The organism is Paraburkholderia sp. UCT70 (assembly GCF_050434085.1).
GTDB lineage: Bacteria > Pseudomonadota > Gammaproteobacteria > Burkholderiales > Burkholderiaceae > Paraburkholderia > Paraburkholderia tuberum.
In genome coordinates this window covers 387,555-405,979 of record NZ_JBNPVZ010000004.1, presented here as the reverse complement: position 1 = coordinate 405,979, position 18,425 = coordinate 387,555, and the positions used below count along the sequence as shown (strand labels likewise).

15 protein-coding genes are annotated in these 18,425 nt (G+C 66.0%); 6 read left to right on the top strand and 9 right to left on the bottom strand.

What is annotated here, in order from left to right; all coding sequences use genetic code 11:
* Window positions 1–78: 78 nt before the first annotated feature.
* The 5 genes from glgC to OKW41_RS27470 all read left to right on the top strand — a co-directional run bounded on the left by glgC (window position 79) and on the right by OKW41_RS27470 (window position 6,258).
* The gene (gene glgC / locus OKW41_RS27490; RefSeq protein ID WP_429448982.1) at window positions 79–1,344 is read left to right on the top strand and encodes a glucose-1-phosphate adenylyltransferase; all 1,266 of its coding nucleotides are present in this window, start codon (window positions 79–81) and stop codon (window positions 1,342–1,344) included.
* Between the two features lie 139 nt (window positions 1,345–1,483).
* On the top strand, window positions 1,484–2,944 hold the full coding sequence (glgA, locus tag OKW41_RS27485; RefSeq protein ID WP_429574574.1) for a glycogen synthase GlgA: 1,461 nt from the start codon (window positions 1,484–1,486) through the stop codon (window positions 2,942–2,944).
* Between the two features lie 268 nt (window positions 2,945–3,212).
* Window positions 3,213–4,079 carry a pyridoxal kinase PdxY gene (gene pdxY / locus OKW41_RS27480; RefSeq protein WP_184070025.1) on the top strand — a complete coding sequence of 289 codons (867 nt, stop codon included), beginning with the start codon at window positions 3,213–3,215 and terminating at the stop codon, window positions 4,077–4,079.
* A gap of 145 nt (window positions 4,080–4,224) precedes the next feature.
* The gene (locus OKW41_RS27475; protein ID WP_429574573.1) at window positions 4,225–4,686 is read left to right on the top strand and encodes a hypothetical protein; all 462 of its coding nucleotides are present in this window, start codon (window positions 4,225–4,227) and stop codon (window positions 4,684–4,686) included.
* 420 nt (window positions 4,687–5,106) lie between these two features.
* Window positions 5,107–6,258, top strand: a complete 1,152-nt coding sequence (locus OKW41_RS27470; protein WP_090803969.1) for a branched-chain amino acid ABC transporter substrate-binding protein — start codon at window positions 5,107–5,109, stop codon at window positions 6,256–6,258.
* Window positions 6,259–6,316: 58 nt separating this feature from the next.
* On the opposite strand, the gene OKW41_RS27465 is transcribed toward OKW41_RS27470, so the two are convergent.
* On the bottom strand, window positions 6,317–8,245 hold the full coding sequence (locus OKW41_RS27465; RefSeq protein WP_429576487.1) for a DUF3857 domain-containing transglutaminase family protein: 1,929 nt from the start codon (window positions 8,243–8,245) through the stop codon (window positions 6,317–6,319).
* A 187-nt stretch (window positions 8,246–8,432) separates the two neighbouring features.
* Entirely contained in the window at window positions 8,433–9,095 is a 663-nt protein-coding gene (locus OKW41_RS27460; RefSeq protein WP_429448977.1) for a hypothetical protein, read from the bottom strand.
* Window positions 9,096–9,437: 342 nt separating this feature from the next.
* Between OKW41_RS27460 and OKW41_RS27455 the strand changes: the two genes are divergently transcribed.
* On the top strand, window positions 9,438–9,572 hold the full coding sequence (locus OKW41_RS27455; protein ID WP_429448976.1) for a hypothetical protein: 135 nt from the start codon (window positions 9,438–9,440) through the stop codon (window positions 9,570–9,572).
* Window positions 9,573–9,850: 278 nt separating this feature from the next.
* On the opposite strand, the gene hutG is transcribed toward OKW41_RS27455, so the two are convergent.
* The 7 genes from hutG to hutH all read right to left on the bottom strand — a co-directional run bounded on the left by hutG (window position 9,851) and on the right by hutH (window position 18,080).
* On the bottom strand, window positions 9,851–10,663 hold the full coding sequence (gene hutG, locus OKW41_RS27450) for an N-formylglutamate deformylase (RefSeq protein ID WP_429574572.1): 813 nt from the start codon (window positions 10,661–10,663) through the stop codon (window positions 9,851–9,853).
* A gap of 51 nt (window positions 10,664–10,714) precedes the next feature.
* The gene (locus tag OKW41_RS27445) at window positions 10,715–12,100 is read right to left on the bottom strand and encodes a formimidoylglutamate deiminase (protein WP_429574571.1); all 1,386 of its coding nucleotides are present in this window, start codon (window positions 12,098–12,100) and stop codon (window positions 10,715–10,717) included.
* 15 nt (window positions 12,101–12,115) lie between these two features.
* A complete protein-coding gene (hutI, locus tag OKW41_RS27440) occupies window positions 12,116–13,345 on the bottom strand; it encodes an imidazolonepropionase (protein WP_429574570.1) in 1,230 nt (409 codons plus the stop codon).
* Window positions 13,346–13,429: 84 nt separating this feature from the next.
* Complete coding sequence (locus tag OKW41_RS27435; RefSeq protein WP_429574569.1) at window positions 13,430–14,080, bottom strand: HutD/Ves family protein; 651 nt, start codon at window positions 14,078–14,080, stop codon at window positions 13,430–13,432.
* 8 nt (window positions 14,081–14,088) lie between these two features.
* Window positions 14,089–15,777, bottom strand: coding sequence for a urocanate hydratase (hutU, locus tag OKW41_RS27430; RefSeq protein ID WP_429574568.1), 1,689 nt, complete (start codon window positions 15,775–15,777; stop codon window positions 14,089–14,091).
* 61 nt (window positions 15,778–15,838) lie between these two features.
* The gene (hutC, locus tag OKW41_RS27425) at window positions 15,839–16,534 is read right to left on the bottom strand and encodes a histidine utilization repressor (RefSeq protein ID WP_429448966.1); all 696 of its coding nucleotides are present in this window, start codon (window positions 16,532–16,534) and stop codon (window positions 15,839–15,841) included.
* A gap of 25 nt (window positions 16,535–16,559) precedes the next feature.
* The gene (gene hutH, locus OKW41_RS27420; protein ID WP_429574567.1) at window positions 16,560–18,080 is read right to left on the bottom strand and encodes a histidine ammonia-lyase; all 1,521 of its coding nucleotides are present in this window, start codon (window positions 18,078–18,080) and stop codon (window positions 16,560–16,562) included.
* Between the last annotated feature and the right edge of the window lie 345 nt (window positions 18,081–18,425).

The following is an 18,425-nucleotide window of genomic DNA, read 5'->3' as shown; positions in this document are numbered from 1 at the left end:
GTATATCAATCAAGAAACCATCTTGCATGAGGTCGGAGTGAGTGCTGAAGGGCTCACTCCGATCAACAGGAGACAAATATGAATACTCCGGCACGGTTGAACGACTTACAGCGCACTACCCTCGCGATCGTCCTCGCCGGCGGACGCGGTACCCGGCTCGGACCGCTCACGAACAAGCGCGTGAAGCCGGCGGTGCACTTCGGCGGCAAATACCGGATCATCGACTTCGCGCTGTCCAATTGCCTGAATTCCGGCATCCGCCGCATCGCGGTGGTCACGCAGTACAAGGCGCATTCGCTGCTGCGGCATCTGCAGCGCGGCTGGAGCTTCCTGCGCGGCGAGATGGGCGAGTTCATCGACCTGTGGCCCGCGCAGCAGCGCGTCGAAGGCGCGCACTGGTATCGCGGCACCGCCGACGCGGTGTTCCAGAACCTCGACATCATCCGCTCGATCCGCCCGAAGTACGTGGTCGTGCTCGCGGGCGACCACATCTACAAGATGGACTACACGCGCATGATCGCCGATCACGCGGACAGCGGCGCCGACTGCACGGTCGGCTGCATCGAGGTGCCGCGCATGGAAGCGGTCGCGTTCGGCGTGATGGCGGTCGACGAAAATCGCCGCGTGACCGGCTTCGTCGAAAAACCGGCCGACCCGCCTGCGATACCCGGTCGCCCCGACACGGCGCTCGCGAGCATGGGCATCTACGTGTTCAGCGCCGACTACCTGTACACGCAGCTCGAAGAGAACATCGCCGCGCTCGATACCGATCACGACTTCGGCAAGGACATCCTGCCGCGCGTCGTCACGCAGGGCGTGGCGATCGCGCATCCGTTCAGCATGTCGTGCGTGTCGTCGGACCCGAGCGTCGAGCCGTACTGGCGCGATGTCGGCACGATCGACGCGTACTGGGCCGCGAACCTCGATCTCGCGTCGACGATTCCGACGCTCGACCTGTACGACGAGTCATGGCCGATCTGGACATACCAGGAGCAGTTGCCGCCCGCGAAGTTCGTACGCGACATGAAGGGGCTGCAGGGCTCGGGCAACAATCTGATCGTCTGCGGCGGCTGCGTGATCTCGGGCTCGCAGATTTCGCGCTCGGTGCTGTCATCGAACGTGAAAGTAAGTTCGTTCTGTAATATCAATGAGGCAGTGTTATTGCCGCAGGTCACGGTCGGCGCGAGTTGCCGCCTGCAGAAGGTCGTAATCGACCGTGGCTGCACGATTCCGGAAGGCACGGTGATCGGCGAAGACCCGGCGCGCGACGCCGAGCGCTTCTATCGCACCGACGAAGGCGTCGTGCTGGTCACGCAGGAGGCGTTGCGCCAGCATCCGGAGTAGCGCGCCCCGCCGCATGCCAGCGCCGGCGGCCACGCGCCGCCGGCCAGGCGTCGCGTGGCTTCACCTGGCTTCGCCCGAACCACCGCTGACTATTTGCCGACCCCGAGCAACCCTGCCACCCCCGACAGAGACCCGGCCAATGACGATTCGCGCCCTCCACGTCGCAAGCGAGCTGTATCCCCTCCTCAAAACGGGCGGTCTCGCCGACGTCGCGGGCGCGCTGCCGTCCGCGTTGATCGAGCGCGGCGCCGACGTGCGCGTGCTGCTGCCGGGCTTTCCGGCCGTGCTCGCCGGCCTGCGCGATCTGCAGCCGGTCGCGCAACTGGGCAGCCGCTTCGGCGCGCCGAACGTGACGCTCGAACGCGGCACGCTGCCCACCAACGGGCTCGCCGTCTACGTGATTCGCGCCGCGTCGCTGTACGATCGCCCCGGCAACCCGTATCTGAACGACGAACACGTGCCGTACGGCGACAACGCGCAGCGCTTCGCGCTGCTCGGCTGGGTCGCCGCGCAACTCGCGCAGCAAACGGACACGACGTGGTCGCCGCAGATCGTCCACGCGCACGACTGGCACGCGGGGCTCGCGCCCGCCTACCTGAAGGCCGCCGAACGCGAGCACGGCCGCGCGCCCGCGCGCAGCGTGTTCACGATCCACAACCTCGCCTACCAGGGGATTTTTCCCGCGCATCAGTTCGGCCTGCTCGGCCTGCCGCACGATTTCTTCAACATGCACGGCGTCGAGTTTTATGGTCAGCTGTCGTTCCTGAAGGCGGGGCTCTACTACGCCGAGCGCATCACGACCGTCAGCCCGACCTATGCGCGCGAAATCCAGACGCTCGCGCACGGCGGCGGGCTCGATGCACTGCTGCGCCATCGCGCGCACGATCTGAGCGGCATCCTGAACGGCGTCGACTACACGGTGTGGAATCCCGCCACCGATACGCTGCTCGCGACGCACTACAGCGCGTCGAGACTGGCGGGCAAGCTCGCCTGCAAGGAAGCGCTGCAAAAGCGCTTCGGCCTCGCGCAGAGAAGCGACGCGCTGCTGTTCGGCGTCGTCAGCCGGCTGACCGAGCAGAAAGGCCTCGATCTGCTGCTCGGCGCGGTGCCCGAGATCGTCAAGCGCGGCGGGCAACTGGTCGTGTTCGGCACGGGCGATCCGGCGCTCGAGAATGGCCTCAGGATGGTCGCGCAGGCGCATCCGGAATCGGTCGCGGTCGAACTCGGCTTCGATGAAACCCTCGCGCATACGATCATCGCCGGCAGCGACGTGGTCGCGGTGCCGTCGCGCTTCGAGCCGTGCGGGCTCACCCAGCTCTATGCGCTCGCCTACGGGTCGCTGCCGCTCGTGCACTGCATCGGCGGTCTCGCGGATACGGTCGCCGACGCATCGCTCGAAAACCTCGCCGACGATTTCGCCACCGGCTTCGTGTTCGAACGCTTCGATCCGAAGGGACTCGCCTCGGCGATCCGCCGCGCGTTCGCGCTGTACGGACGCCGCACCGAATGGAAGGCCACGCAGCGGCGCGCGATGCGCCAGGACTTCGGCTGGGGCGCCTCGGCCGACCGCTATCTGGCCTTGTATCGCGAACTCGTCTGAAGCATCCGCCGCACGCTGAACTGTCAGGTTTCGTTAATCTTCACGCGCGTTTGATGGTTCGGCGCAACAGCACGGGGACGGATCAACTCGCGGCTGTCAAACTCCTGTATCGTTTGCTGACTTGCCGGCTATGCAGTTCGTGCGTTTTTCCTGCACCATCTGTATCAGGCATGTCTGCCGCGCGGCACCCGGGCCATCGGCCCGCCCGCGCGAGCCTCCCCTTCCAGTGTTTTGTTGATCGCGCATGACCGGTTGCGCGAGCCTTACCATGACGAAAAACGTTCTGAGCATCCAGTCCCATGTCGTGTTCGGTCACGCCGGCAACAGCGCGGCCGTGTTTCCGATGTGCCGGCTCGGCGTCAACGTGTGGCCGCTCAACACCGTGCAGCTCTCGAATCACACGCAATACGGGCACTGGAGCGGCAGCGCAATCGACGCATCGCAGATGGAAGATCTCGTCGACAGCATCGGCGCGATCGGCATGCTGCCGCGCTGCGACGCAGTGCTCTCCGGCTATCTCGGCACGAAGGAACAGGCGCAGGCGGTGATTGACATCGTCAAGGCCGTGAAGGCGGCCAATCCCCGCGCCTGGTACTTTTGCGATCCGGTGATGGGCGCCACGGGCGGCTACAAGGTCGAGCCCGGCATCCAGGAATTCCTCGTGAAAGAAATGCCGCAAGTCGCCGACGGGATCGCGCCGAATCACATCGAATTGCAGCGCCTCGTCGGTCGCGAGATCGAGACGTTCGAGGAAGCCGTCACCGCGTGCCGCGAGCTGCTCGCGCGTGGGCCGAAGCTCGTGCTCGTCAAGCATCTGCTCGATCGCAACAGCCCCGCCGACCGCTTCAACATGCTCGTCGTCACTGAGCGCGAAGCGTGGATGGGACAGCGTCCGCTCTATCCGTTCGCGCGCCAGCCGGTCGGCGTCGGCGATCTGACGAGCGCGGTCTTCGTCGCGCGCACGCTGCTCGGCGATTCGATCCGCTCGGCCTTCGAGCACACGCTCGCCGCGGTCAACGCGGTCGTCAAGGCGACCTGGCAGGCCGGACGCTATGAACTCGAACTGGTGGCGATGCAAAATGAAATCGCCCAGCCGCGCGAGTGGTTCGATGCGTGGGTCGCGGAAACGGCTTAGATAACTTAGGCACGTCGCTCGTTGCCGAGCGCCCTCGCCAGCACCCTGCTGGCGGCCGTCCTATAATGCGTGCCGCGTGGACCAGGGCTCGCGCCCTCGCGCCACGGCATTTTCAGCATCCGGCATTCAGCAGACGAGGCATTCGATGGACGGTCATATCCGCAGCGAGCGGGAAGAATTTTTTGAGGAGTTGTGCATCAGCGTCGACGCGGACGAAGCGCACGAACAGGAAGCGATCGAGTTCTTCGAGAACCAGTTCGACCAGCCCGACTTCGATCCCGCGCAATGGCTCGATATCGCGCTCTACTACTCGGCCGCCGTCGCGCGCGGCATCGTCGACATGGTGACGGCCGACGACAAGGCACGCAGCAACATCGCCGAAATCATCGCCGACAATCTCGACATCTCGTACGGCGAGGACGAGTGCCAGCAGTTCGCCGAGACGATCGAATTCGCGCTGAACAACGGCGTGCCGGTCGATCTCGACGTGGTGCTCGACGGCTGCCAGCGCGCGATCGACGACCTCGACACGTGGGCCGACGAAGACACGAAGGCGCCGCTTTTGCGTCTGCGTGAAGAGCTGCTGCGCCAGCAAGGCGAGCGCTAGGCAAAAGGCTCGAATCTCCTCCGACAACGCAACACCGCAACACCGGCCGGCGCGCTCGCGCCGGCTTCTTAAGCATATGCCGTAATCCGCAGCCCAGGCGGACCTTCGCACGGCAAGCCAGCTTGCATGCCTGACGCACGCTCCATGTGCACCACATGCACCTGTTGCGGCCTATGCCGAAATGCTCATCCAAAACGCCACGAATTGCCAAGACGACGGCAATTTGGCTTTCTATATTCGCCCCAGATTGACGTCGCGAACACGCTGCGAGGCTCAACGCCAGTGCGCGTATTCCAGCATTGTGAGCGGCGAGCGATCCTTCGTAGTCTTGCGATGCGCGAGGGCTTGCCTCGGCCTCACGTGTCGTACCGCTTTGCTGTCGTACCGCTTTCATAACAACCGTCGATGCAAGGAGAGACCATGAGTCTTCGCAACACGCTGAAACCGCTGGCCATGCTCGTGGGTGCGATGTTTGCCGTCGCGCCTGTTGCCAGTTTCGCCGACGACCTGCCGGTCAAGATCGGTTTTGCCGCGCCGCTGACGGGCGCCAATGCCGGCTACGGCAAAGATCTGGAAAACGGTGTGCGGCTCGCGATCGACGAAGCCAACGCGCAGAAGATCAAGATCGGCGACAAGGTGGCGCACTTCGAGATCGTCTCGCAGGACGACCAGGCCGACCCGCGCGTCGGCGTGCAGGCCGCGCAGAAGCTGGTCGACTCGGGCGTCGCGGTGGTCGTCGGCCACTTCAACTCGGGCACGACGATCCCGGCCTCGCAGGTCTACGAGCAGGCTGGCATTCCGGTGCTCGATCCCGCCGCGACGAATCCGATCATCACGGGCCGCGGCTTCGCGAACACCTTCATGGTGATTTCGACCGACGCGCAGAACGCCGGCAATGCGGGCGCCTATGCCGTCGACGTGACGAAGGCCAGGCGCATCGCGATCATCGACGATCGCACCGCGTTCGGCCAGGGCGAAGCCGACGAGTTCGAGAAGGCTGTGAAGGCGCACGGCGGCAACATCGTCGCGCGCGACTACACCGACAACCACGCGGTCGACTTCAGCACGCAGATCACCAAGTTCAAGGGCGCCAATGCGGACCTCGTGTTCTTCGCCGGCCTCGACAGCCAGGCGGCGGGCTTCGCGCGGCGCATGAAGCAGCTCGGCCTGAACGCACAGCTGGTCGGCGGCGGCGGCGTGATGGACGAGGACTTCATCAAGCTCGCGGGCGATGCGTCCGACGGCGCGATGGCCTGGGAATACGGCCGCCCGCTCGCGCAACTGCCGGGTGGCAAGGACTTCAACGCGAAGTTCAAGAAGCGCTTCGGCGCGGACGTGCTGTCCTATGCGCCGTTCGGCTACGACGGCGCGTGGGTCGCGATCAAGGCGATGCAGCAGGCCAAATCCGACTCGCCGAACGTGTACCGTCCGGCGCTCAAGTCGATCGACTACGACGGCGTGACCGGCAAGATCTCGTTCGACAGCACCGGTGCGTTGAAGAGCGGCGCGTCGACGCTGTATCAGGTGAAGAACGGCGCGTGGGTGCCGGTCGTGACGAAGAGCGGCACCTAAGCTCCACGTCCAGTAGATCGTCGCGGCCCTGCCCGGCGCGTGGCCGGCGCGGGGCGCGCTACTGCCACGCGCTCGCCGCCCGGACGACCACCTCGGCATCGAGATCGCGCTCGATGCGCACGAGGGCGTCGCGAATCGCCGCGAATTCGTTTGGCGTACACATCTGATGGCCGAACGCGGCGCGCAGATGCCGGTTGACCTGCAACGTGCGCGTCGCCGGATCGAAGACGTAGTGCGACGCAAACGTGAGCAACGGGTCCTCGACCGTGCTGTCGGTCGGCAGGTCGGTCACGCGCACGAAGCGCGGCAAGCTCATCTCCAGCGTTTCATCGAACTCCCCGCCGATGCACGTCCACGGCCGCGTTCTGACGGGCTCCGCGAGCCACGCCTCGACCTGCGAGCCCATGCCGCCAGCGAGGCTCGTGAGCGCCCGCACGGCGGTCGTGCCGTCCGGCCAGATCAGATGTGGCACGCTGCCCTGCATGGACGTCGCGAACGGACCGCCGGTCACGGCGACGTCGTCGGTCTGCAATTGCGCGGAGCCGTGCAAGCCCGTTTGCAGCAGACGGCTGGCGGCAAGCTGCTGCGCGCCCTGGCGCGTCGCGCGGCGGAACGTGTTGCGTTCGAGCTCCGCGGTATAGCCCCGATCCTCGACCCGGTACGCATAATGTGCGGTGCCGTTTTCGTCGATGTCGATCTGCACGCGCGCGTTGCGTTCGCGCCCTTGAGTGGCCGGCGTGCGCGCGAGCACGCCGTCGTCGACGAGCAGCACCGGCCGGTCCATGACGCCGCCAGGCAGATAGCCGAACGCGGTGCCGCCCGCCGTCGTGTCCGCGAATTGCGCCAGCTCGGGAATCCAGATGATCGCGTGATTGATCGCGCTCGCGCCGTAGCCGGGGACCTCGGGCAACGTGTAGTACGGACCGAGATTGAGCAGCACCGGCTCGCTGCGAATGCCGGCGGCCGCGAGCAGCGCGCCGTATAGCGCGACGTGGTCCTTGCAGTCGCCATAGCGGTTGCGCAGGATGTCGGCCGCCTTGTGCGGAATCGCCGCCGTCTCGCCGAGAAAAAGCGCGACGTAGCGGATGTTCAGACGCATCCAGTCGTACAGCGCGCGGGCTTTGTCGCGAGGATCGGTAAGGCCGGCCGTCAGTTGCTGTGCGAGACCGATGATCGCGGGATCGTCGCGGGTCGCGTCGTTGTCGGCGGGACCGCGATAGCGCGCGGCGAAGCTCGCGAAGTCCGGCACCGTCGACACCATCAGCCGGTCGCCCCAGTTCGCGTAGCCGACCGCGCCCGCTTCGAGCCGCGCATAGGGGCCATGCCGGTAGTCGAACTCGTAGCGCGTGCGGCCGTTCGCGGTGACGGGCGGCATCGCGACGTAGCCGCGCGCATCCGCATAGAGCGGCACGTCGGCGGGAAGATCGAAGATCAGACGCTGCTCGTCGACGGGCTCGAGCGACGGCTCGATGAGATAGGCGAAGGTGCCCGCTTGCAGCCCCTTCGCGCGGGTCTTGCGAAATTCCAGGTGCACGCGCGAGCCGATCGTGACGCCGGGGAAGATCACGGTGCGCAACACACCGTCCTCGAAGCTCGGCGCGCCGGACGAGCGCGGCTCCTGCACGTCGCGGATCGCCTCGGGACCGACCGCATGCGCGGTGCCGTCGGGGTCGATCGTTTCGGCGGCCAACAGTTGCACCTGCTCGATGTCCTTGTTGAACCACACGTAGCGTTGCGCGATCTCGTCGACGCCGCTGGCCGTGTCCGCGCGCATCAGCGTGTCGTCGTGTTCCTCGATGGAACCGTCTTTCTGGATCACGAACAAATGGACGTCGCGCTCGATCGTCGCAGGGGCACGTTCGTTGGTGGAGGTGGCGATTTCGCCGGCTGCCGCGCAAAGGGGCAAGGCGATGCCGCTCGCGGCGGATAGCGCGGCAAGCAACACCGCGGCGCGCACGCCGCGCACGCGGCACGCGAGCCCGATCATCGCGATCGACGTGTGCGCCAACGTGACGACGACGTTCCCCAAGATCCACCTCGGACAGGTTCGTGTCGTCGTTGTAGCACATCGCCGACCCGTGCGTTTCGGGCCGGAGTCGGCGTTGCCGCGTCGAGCTCGAGCGGCATTGAAGTCACCAGCGCACCCCCGACGCAGCGGCCGGCGTCGATCGTCTTCACTCGCCGTCGTCGAGCTGGCTCAGCAGGGCCTGCAGTTTTTCCACGTGCCGCAGCAGCATGTGCCGGTGCTTGTCGATCTGTTCCAGCCGGCCCTCCAGGTCGGCTTGAATGCGGTCGTCGAGTTCGGCCGCGGCCATTACGTCCTCGACCTTCCCGCGCATCGATGCAAGCTCCACCGGCGCGTGCAGCAGGTGCCGCTCGAAGCGCCGCACTTCCTGCGTCGCGAGATCGCGCACCTTGCGAAAATGCGCATGACGGCGGTGCGCTTCGACATCGAGCGTTTCTTCCTCGAGGCGTCGCGCGGGCGGCGGCTGCCCAAAAATCGGCTCGGGCCGCAACACCGTCTTCTTGCGCACCGGATGCGCGGTGCCCCGAAAGCGCGCGAGCGGCTGCTCGTTGTCGATCGCCTCGCGCGCATTCGGCGGGATCTCGTGACCGGTGTGCGGCACGTTCATCCAGCCGCCCGGCAAACCGGTGACGGCCTCGACGCCGCGCACGAATTCCTCGCTGAATTCGCGTTGTCCGGACAGCATCAGCTTCAGGTAGCTCGCGGAAAACGTCATCATGCGCGCGAGCCGGCTCGCGGCGCCGACCTCGCTGGTCAGCAACACCAGGTTCGCGCGCCAGACTGGCAGCAGCAATTCGTCGGAATCTTCCATCGCTGGGTCTTCCATCTTTTCGCCTGATGAATCGATGTGCGCGTCGCGCATGTCATCGTTTTGGAAGGGTAGTCGTCTCGCGGTGTCGCGTGCAATGTCGCTATGCCGCTTTGCGTGCGGTGGGGCCCAGATGCCGAAGGTACACATTTGACACGGTACGCACCGGCCAATTCAGCGCAAAGCGCGTTGAAACAGGGCTTTCGACACATCGCGTGTTGCCTTGAGACACGTATTCGCGCGCCGGTCCTATCCGCGGCCGCTTGATGTGGCATGCTTACACGCCGATGCGGCACGCGTCGTGCTGCATGGGTTGCTCCACAACACTGACTTAAGGGTTTTGTAATGAAGAAAATCGTTCTCGCCATCGCCGCAGCCGCTGCCACCCTGAGCGCGATCGTCCCCGCTCAGGCCAATGAGCATCAGCACGAGTGCCATAAGGTGCACGTGCATCATCATTGGGAAAAGCGCTGCCACTAATGGCGGTGAAACCGTGTCCGATGGACGCGGTGCACATCAAAAAGCCCCGCTTTCGCGGGGCTTTTTTTCATGCCGCGCCGCGTCGTGAAACAGCCGGCGCACGATACGCCGTGTGCGCTCGACGCTCAAACCATTCCATATGAACGCGCCGGCGCGCAATCACGGACACATGCTGTTACACCTTCGCGATACGCTGACCGATGCAGGCCGACGCGGACCACGTTGCCGCGCGCTCCTGCAGCAATCGTGATCCGCGTGGTGAGAAAGGAATACAAGCTTCAGGCGGATTTCACGCGAGCGAGAGCCGTCGTTACCAGCGCTTCGAGCAGTGGCGCGACCTTCGCGGCGAGGTCTTCATCGTATGCATAAGGCAGGCGCTCTTCCATGTACGTGATCTGCGACAGCTCGAGTTGCACCGCATGCACGCCCTGCTCGGGCTGCCCGTATTGCCGCGTGATATAGCCGCCCTTGAAGCGGCCATTCGCGATCGCCGTATAGCCGCCGTGACGCCCGACCAGCGCGGCCAGTTCGTCAGCCAGGCCCGGCGCGGCGCTCGCACCGTTCGACGTGCCGAAGTTGAAATCCGGCAGACGTCCGTCGAAAAAACGCGGCACGCGCGAGCGGATCGAATGCGCTTCCCACAGCAGCACCTTGCCGTGCTTCGCCTTCAGCGCCGCGAGCTCGCCGGTCAGCGCGTCGTGATACGGCTTCCAGTACGCGTCGCGACGGCGCGCGATCTCGGCGTCGTCGGGCAGATGGCCGTCGCGATAGAGCGGCTCCCTGTCGAACGTATCGACCGGCAGCAGACCCGTAGTGTCCTGCCCCGGGTACAGGTTCGCGCCGTCGGGCGGACGATTCAGGTCGACCACGTAGCGCGCGAAGGTCGGCGTCAGGATCGACGCGCCGAGGCGTTTCGCGAATGCATACAGGCGATCGAGATGCCAGTCGCAATCGTCGGTGCGTTGCGCGACCGGTGTCATCGTCACGGCGATCTCGGCGGGGATTTGCGTACCCAGATGCGGGATCGAGATCAGCAGCGGCAGGCTTCCCTGATGCAGCGAGAAAACCGGCGTGAGGTTCGAAGCAGTCATGTCAGTCCGGAATCAGTGGGATCGGAGAATCAGTTCGGCGGGTCATGGCCGTTATTTGAGCAGTTCCGCGAGCGCCGCGCGATAGCGCGCATAGGCACCCTCTTCGTCGCGATGCCGGCGATCGTCGACGAGCTTGACGCCGCCCGCGTAGACGTCGCGGATCGGCGTATCGCCGTGCTCGCAGAATACGACGCCCGACAGCCACGCCTCGCGCTCATGCCCGGCGATGCTCGTATGGTCGGCGTCGAGCACGAGCCAGTCCGCGCGATGGCCCGGCCGCAACGCGCCGACCGCGCGGCCGGTCGCACGCGCGCCGCCGCCGAGTGCGGCCGCGTACAGACGATCCGCGACATGCGGAGCTTGCGCCGACGCCAGCACGTTGCGCTGCCGGCGCGTCAGACGCTGGCCGTATTCGAGCAGACGCAACTCGGCGCGCCAATCGACGCCGACATGGCTATCCGAGCCGACGCCGATGCTGCCCTGCGCGTCGAGATAGTCTTGCGCGGGAAAAATGCCGTCGCCGAGATTGGCCTCGGTGGTCAGACACAAACCCGCGACCGCGCCGCTCTTCGCGAGCGCGAGCGTTTCGTTCGCATCGACGTGGGTCGCGTGCACGAGACACCAGCGGCTGTCCACATCGAAACGATCGAGCAGCCATTGCACCGGCCGCGTGCCTTCGGTTTCGAGGCACGCGTCGACCTCGGCGGTCTGTTCGGCGATATGGATGTGGACAGGCACGGTTGCGTCGATGGCGCCGAGCAACGTGCGCAGCGACGCCTCCGATACCGCGCGCAGCGAATGCGGCGCCACGCCGTAACGCAGCGCCGCATGTTCGGGGCGCGCGGCGCGTAGCGTGCCGAGCAGATCGAGCAGGCTCTCAGGCGTATTGATGAAGCGCCGCTGATCGTCGCGCGGCGCGCGCGCGCCGAAGCCGCTGTACTGATACAGCACCGGCAGCATCGTGATGCCGATACCGCTCGCCGATGCCGCGTCCACCACGTGTTGCGCAAGCTCGGCCTGATTCGCGTAGCGCTGGCCGTCCTGCGCGTGGTGCACGTAGTGGAACTCGCACACCGACGTATAGCCCGCCTTCAGCATCTCGATGTAGAGCCACTGCGCGACGCTCGCGAGGCCTTCCGGCGTGATGCGCGCGGCAAAGCGATACATCAGGTCGCGCCACGACCAGAAGTTATCCGTCGCGTTGGCGCGATATTCGGTGAGCCCCGCCATCGCGCGCTGGAACGCGTGCGAGTGAAGATTCGGCATGCCTGGCATCAGGGGGCCCGCCGCCTTCGGCACACCCGCCGGCGCCTCGGGTTGATCCGTCGTGACCGAGGTCAGCGTGCCGTGAGCGTCCCATTCGAGCAGCACGTTGCGGCGCCAGCCCTCAGGCAGATACGCGTCAGCGGCGAACAGCGATTGATTGCTTTGCGTCATCTCTCAGGTTCTAGTTCAGGTCACACGCGACTCGCGCCGCGTATAAACGGTTTCGCCCGCGCGCACGACCCGCGCGCAGACCGGCCGGCCAATCCAGTAAGCGAGCTCCGCCAGCGAATCGACCGACCACACCGCGAAGTCGGCCGCGCGACCGACCTGCAGCGCACCGTGCCGATCGCTCTTGCCGAGCGCGCGCGCAGCGTGCGTGGTGACGCCTTGCAGCACCTCGGGCACGGTCATGCGAAACAGCGTGCTCGCCATGTTCATCATCAGCAGTAACGAAGTCGCCGGTGAGGTGCCCGGGTTGCTGTCGGTCGAGATCGCGATCGGCACCTCGTAGCGCCGCAGCAGTTCGAGCGGCGGCAACTGGGTCTCGCGGATGAAGTAGTACGCGCCCGGCAGCAGCACCGCGACGGTGCCCGCTTCCTTCATCGCGGCGACGCCGGCTTCGTCGAGAAACTCCAGGTGATCCGCCGATAGCGCGCGATGCCGTGCCGCGAGCGCGGTGCCGCCGCCGTTCGACAACTGCTCGGCGTGTATCTTGACCGGCAGCTCGTAGCGCGCGGCCGCGTTGAACACGCGCTCGCTCTGTTCCAGCGAAAAACCGATGCGCTCGCAGAACACGTCGACCGCATCGACGAGGCCTTCGTCCGCGAGCGCGGGCAGCATCGTGTTGCAGACTTCGTCGATATACGCGTCCGCTCGGCCCGCGAATTCAGGCGGCAACGCGTGCGCGCCGAGAAACGTCGTATAGACCGTGACCGGATAGCGCTCGCCGAGTTGCCGCGCGACGCGCAGCATCTTGCGCTCGCTCGCGAGATCAAGCCCGTAGCCCGATTTGATTTCGATCGCCGTCACGCCTTCGGCGAGCAGCGGTTCGAGCCGCGCGGCCGCTTGCGTGAACAGCGACGCTTCGTCCGCGGCGCGCGTCGCGCGCACCGTCGAGACGATGCCGCCGCCCTGTCGCGCGATTGCTTCGTAGCTGACGCCCGCGAGCCGCTGCGCGAATTCGTCGGCGCGCTGGCCGCCGTACACGAGGTGCGTATGGCAATCGATCAGGCCCGGCGTCACCCATGCGCCGCGCAGATCTTCGCGCGGCCATGCGGCATAAGGCGTGGGTAAATCGGCGAAAGCGCCGAGCCACGCGATACGGCCGCCGTCGACCGCAATCGCGGCATCGGCGAGCGTGTGGCGAGGATCGCCCTGCGGGCACAAATTCAGGTGATGCCAGACGGTTTGCTTCATCGCGTGCTCTTTGCCGCTCGTTGCGTGTCTGTGGATGGGTTGTCCGCGATGGAGCGCATGTGATGCCCTATCACGGTTGATTCATCATCGCGTGTAGCGAATCGTGATCGCGAGCACCGCGCCGTCGCCCGTCAGCGTGCAAGTGAGCGCGTTCGGCCCGTCGACGCGCAGCGTGTCGCCGGTGTCTAACCGCACGGCTTGCGCGTGGTCCGCCGCCAGTCCGACCGTGACCGCGCCGCCCGCGCAAAACAGCAGCGCCACGTCGCCGTCGAGCACGCGCGGCGCATCCTGCCGCGTGCCAGTGCGCCACACGTCCAACTCGCCCTGCGCCACGTCGCGCCGCACCATCAGGTTGAAGTCGCGCGTTGCCCCGTCGACGAGCCGCGCGTCGATGCGCGTCGCGCCATCGAAGCGCGCGATGTCGAGCGGCTGCCGCAACACATGCGTCGAGGCGACGCCCGCGTCGCCCAGCTCATCGAGCAGCATGCCCGCGCCAGACAGCAACACCAGCGTCCGGTCGACGCCGTCGAAGCGCGAGAACGGTCCCGCCTGCGCGACATCGGCGACGCTCACGCGCCACACGAAGTCGGCGCTCGCCTCGCGCTGCCCGCCGCCGTGCGACGGAAACGCCGCGACCTCACGCGTGAGCCCGCCGCCGTTTTTCCACGGCGCCGCCACGAGGTCGGCGCCGCGAATCAGCGTGACGCCTGCCATGCCGCCCGCGTGGTTGGCCATGGTCACGATCAGCGGCCCAGCATCGGCAGATTGAGACCGGCCTCGCGCGCCGTCTGCTGCGCGAGTTCATAGCCCGCATCCGCGTGACGCATCACGCCGGTGGCCGGATCGTTCAACAGCACGCGGCCGAGGCGCTGGTGCGCGGCTTGCGTGCCGTCCGCGACGATCACGACGCCCGCATGCTGCGAGAAGCCCATGCCGACGCCGCCGCCGTGATGCAACGACACCCACGACGCACCGCCCGCCGTGTTCAGCAGCGCGTTCAGCAACGGCCAGTCGCTGACCGCGTCCGAGCCGTCCTTCATCGATTCGGTTTCGCGGTTCGGGCTCGCGACCGAACCGGTATCGAGGTGATCGCGGCCGATCACGATCGGCGCCTTCAGCTCGCCGTTCCTGACCATTTCGTTGAACGCCTGGCCGAGACGATAGCGATCCTTCACGCCGACCCAACAGATCCGCGCCGGCAGACCCTGGAACGCGATGCGCTCGCGCGCCATGTCGAGCCAGTTGTGCAGATGCGGATCGTCGGGGATCAGTTCCTTCACCTTCGCATCGGTCTTGTAGATGTCCTCGGGATCGCCCGACAGCGCGACCCAGCGGAACGGGCCCTTGCCTTCGCAGAACAGCGGCCGGATATACGCCGGCACGAAGCCCGGGAAATCGAACGCGTTTTCCACGCCCATTTCGAGCGCCATCTGGCGAATGTTGTTGCCGTAGTCGAGCGTTGCCGCGCCGCGTTCCTGCAGCGTCAGCATCGCCTGCACCTGCCTGGCCATCGACTGCCTGGCCGGCGTGACGATGCTTTCCGGCGCGGTCTTCATGCGCTCGCGCCAGTCTCCGACCGTCCAGCCCTGCGGCAGGTAGCCGTGAATCGGATCGTGCGCGCTCGTCTGGTCGGTCACGCAGTCCGGCGTGATGCCGCGCGCGACGCACTCGGCGAACACGTCGGCGGCATTGCCGAGCAGGCCAACCGAGATCGGCTTGCCGGCGTGCTTCGCTTCGTCGAGCATCGCGAGCGCCTCGTCGAGCGTCTTCGCCTTCTTGTCGACGTAGCGCGTCTTCAGACGGAAGTCGATGCGCGTCTCGTCGCATTCGACCGCGATCATCGAGAAGCCCGCCATCGTCGCCGCGAGCGGCTGCGCGCCGCCCATGCCGCCGAGACCGCCGGTCAGAATCCAGCGGCCCTTCGGGTCACCGTTGAAGTGCTGGTTCGCGACCGCGAAGAAGGTCTCGTAGGTGCCCTGGACGATGCCCTGGCTGCCGATGTAGATCCAGCTGCCCGCGGTCATCTGACCGTACATCATCAGGCCCTTGCGGTCGAGTTCGTGAAAGTGTTCCCACGTTGCCCAATGCGGCACGAGGTTCGAGTTCGCGAGCAGCACGCGCGGCGCGTCCGCATGGGTGCGGAACACGCCGACCGGCTTGCCCGACTGAATCAGCAGCGTTTCGTCTTCGTTCAGATCCTTCAGCGACGCGAGGATCTGATCGAAGCAATCCCAGTTGCGCGCGGCGCGGCCAATGCCGCCGTACACGACGAGCGCGTGCGGGTGCTCGGCGACTTCGGGGTCCAGATTATTCTGGATCATCCGGTACGCGGCTTCCGCGATCCAGGTCTTGCAGGTCTTTTCCGCGCCGTGCGGTGCGCGGATCGTGCGAGTCGGATCGAGACGCGGATCGATGTGTTTCGGATTGTTCATGGTGTCCCTAATCATGCGTGAAGAGGTTCGATAAAGATTCGGCGAAGACGAAAAAGCGAATTCAGAAATGCCCAGTGAAGCGGTAACGGGTGCCCGGATGCCACAGATTCGCGATCGAGGCGACCTCGCCTTGCGACCACGTGCGCCGGTGCAGCACCAGACACGGCTCGCGTTCACTCATGTTCAACAGCTCGCGCGTGATGTCGTCGGCGGCGAGCGCCTCGATGCGGTACTCGACGCGCTGCAGCGGCGCGACGCGCACGAGGTACTGGTTGGGCGTGGTGTTCGTGAAGTCCTGCAGCGCGTATTCGGGTGCGACGGCCGGATTGACCCAGCGTTCCTCGAGCTGCACCGGCTCCTCGTTTTCGAAATGCAGCAGGCGCGAATGAAACACGGGGCTGCCCGCGCTCACCTGCATCTCTTCGGCGAGCGCCGCATCGGCGATGCTGGCGCCGATGTTCAGCACCCTCGCCTGATAGCGATGACCGCGCGCAACGATTTCATCGGAGATGCTGCGGATCGCCACCAGGGTCGACTCGTACTTGGGACGGGCGACGAAAGTGCCCGAGCCTTGTACACGTGTCAGCACCTGCTCCGAGGTCAACTCGCGCAACGCGCGGTTGACCGTCATGCGCGCGACGCTGAACTCGCGGGCAAGCTCGTTTTCGGAGGGCACCTGGTCGCCTTCGGCCCACTCGCCCGCATGAATGCGCGCGAGGATGAAGTCCTTGATGCCCTGATAAGCGGGTGCGTTCATGGGTATGATCCGCGCTCTCGACGACTCATTGTTCCGACGCGAACGAGAACGGGCTCAGCTTCGCGACCGCGCCGGCCTGCACGAGCTTCGTGACCGCCGCGATGTCCGGCGCGAAGTAGTGATCGAGCTCGTAGTGCGCGACGTCCTTGCGCACGAGGTCCATCACCTTCTGCAGGCTCGGGCTGGTCTTGTGCGGCGCGCGCAGATCGACACCCTGGGCGGCGGCGAGCAGTTCGATCGACAGGATGTTCGCGGTGTTGTCGGCGATATCGCCGAGCTTGCGCGCGGCGAACGTCGCCATCGACACGTGGTCTTCCTGGTTCGCGGACGTAGGCAGCGAATCGACCGAAGCCGGATGCGCGAGCGTCTTGTTTTCCGACGCGAGCGCGGCGGCCGTCACGTGCGCAATCATGAAGCCGGAGTTCACGCCGCCATCCTTGACGAGGAACGGCGGCAGGCCCGACAGCGTCGCGTCGATCAGCAGTGCGATGCGGCGTTCGGCGAGCGCGCCGATTTCCGCTACGGCGAGCGCCAGGTTGTCGGCCGCGAACGCGACCGGCTCGGCGTGGAAGTTGCCGCCCGACAGCACTTCGCCGGTGTCCGGGAAAATCAGCGGATTGTCGGAGACCGCGTTCGCTTCCCTCAGCAGCGTTTCGGCGGCCTGACGCATCTGGTCCAGACACGCGCCCATCACCTGCGGCTGGCAGCGCAGGCTGTACGGGTCCTGCACCTTGTCGCAATCGGCGTGCGACACGTTGATCGCCGAGCCTTGCAGCAGCGAGCGATAAGCCGCGGCCGCGTCGATCTGGCCTCGATGGCCGCGCAGTTCGTGGATGCGCGCATCGAACGGCTTGACCGAACCCATCGCCGCGTCAACCGACAGCGCGCCGGCGACGAGCGCCGTGCGGTACAGGTCTTCGATCGCGAACATGTTGTACAGCGCGAGCGCGGTCGAAGCCTGGGTGCCGTTCAGCAGCGCGAGACCCTCCTTCGCCTGCAGCGTCAGCGGCTTCAGACCGACGAGCGCGAGGCCTTCGGTGGCCGGCATGCGCTCGCCCTTCGCGAACACTTCGCCGACGCCGAGCAGGGTCGCCGACATATGCGCGAGCGGCGCGAGGTCGCCTGATGCGCCGACCGAGCCCTTGACCGGGATCACCGGCAGCACGTCGGCGTTGAACAGCGCGATCAGCGCCTCCATCACTTCGCGGCGGATGCCCGAGTGGCCGCGGCCGAGGCTCGACAGCTTCAGCGCGATCAACAGACGCACGACCGGGCGCGACATCGGCTCGCCGACGCCGACCGCGTGCGACAGCACCAGATTGCGTTGCAGCAGTTCGAGCTGATCGCGCGGAATGTGCGTGCTGGCGAGGCGGCCGAAGCCGGTATTGATGCCATAAGCCGGCTCGCCCTTGGCGGTGATGTCGGCGACGGCCTGCGCGCACGCGTCGATGGCGGCGTGGCTTGCGGGATCGAGTTGCAGGGTGAGCTGCTCACGCGCGATCTGGCGCAGTTGCGGGAGGGTCAGGTAGCCGGGCTTCAGAATCATGGTTGTCGTCCTGTCTATACAAGTTCAAATAAGTCTAGCCGGCGTGCCTTGTATATACAACTTATTTTTCGAGATTTCGTGCCTGGGGATTTCCATTATTTGCCACGTGGCTCGGCGGGAGTGCGGCGGGTTTGGCGGCAGGTCGCAGGCGGCGGGTCCTGGACGCATGGGTCGGCGTGGCCGCCGTGATTTAGCCCCCGGTTGTATATACACCTTCGCGGCGCGGGTCGCCATCTGGCCAAAATTGGCGCGCTCTCGCTGGCGGGAAGCCGGACACGCCGGCTCCGCCGATATCTGGGTTATAGGACAGAAGGCTCTGCGACGCGGATCAGAGCTTGACCCGCG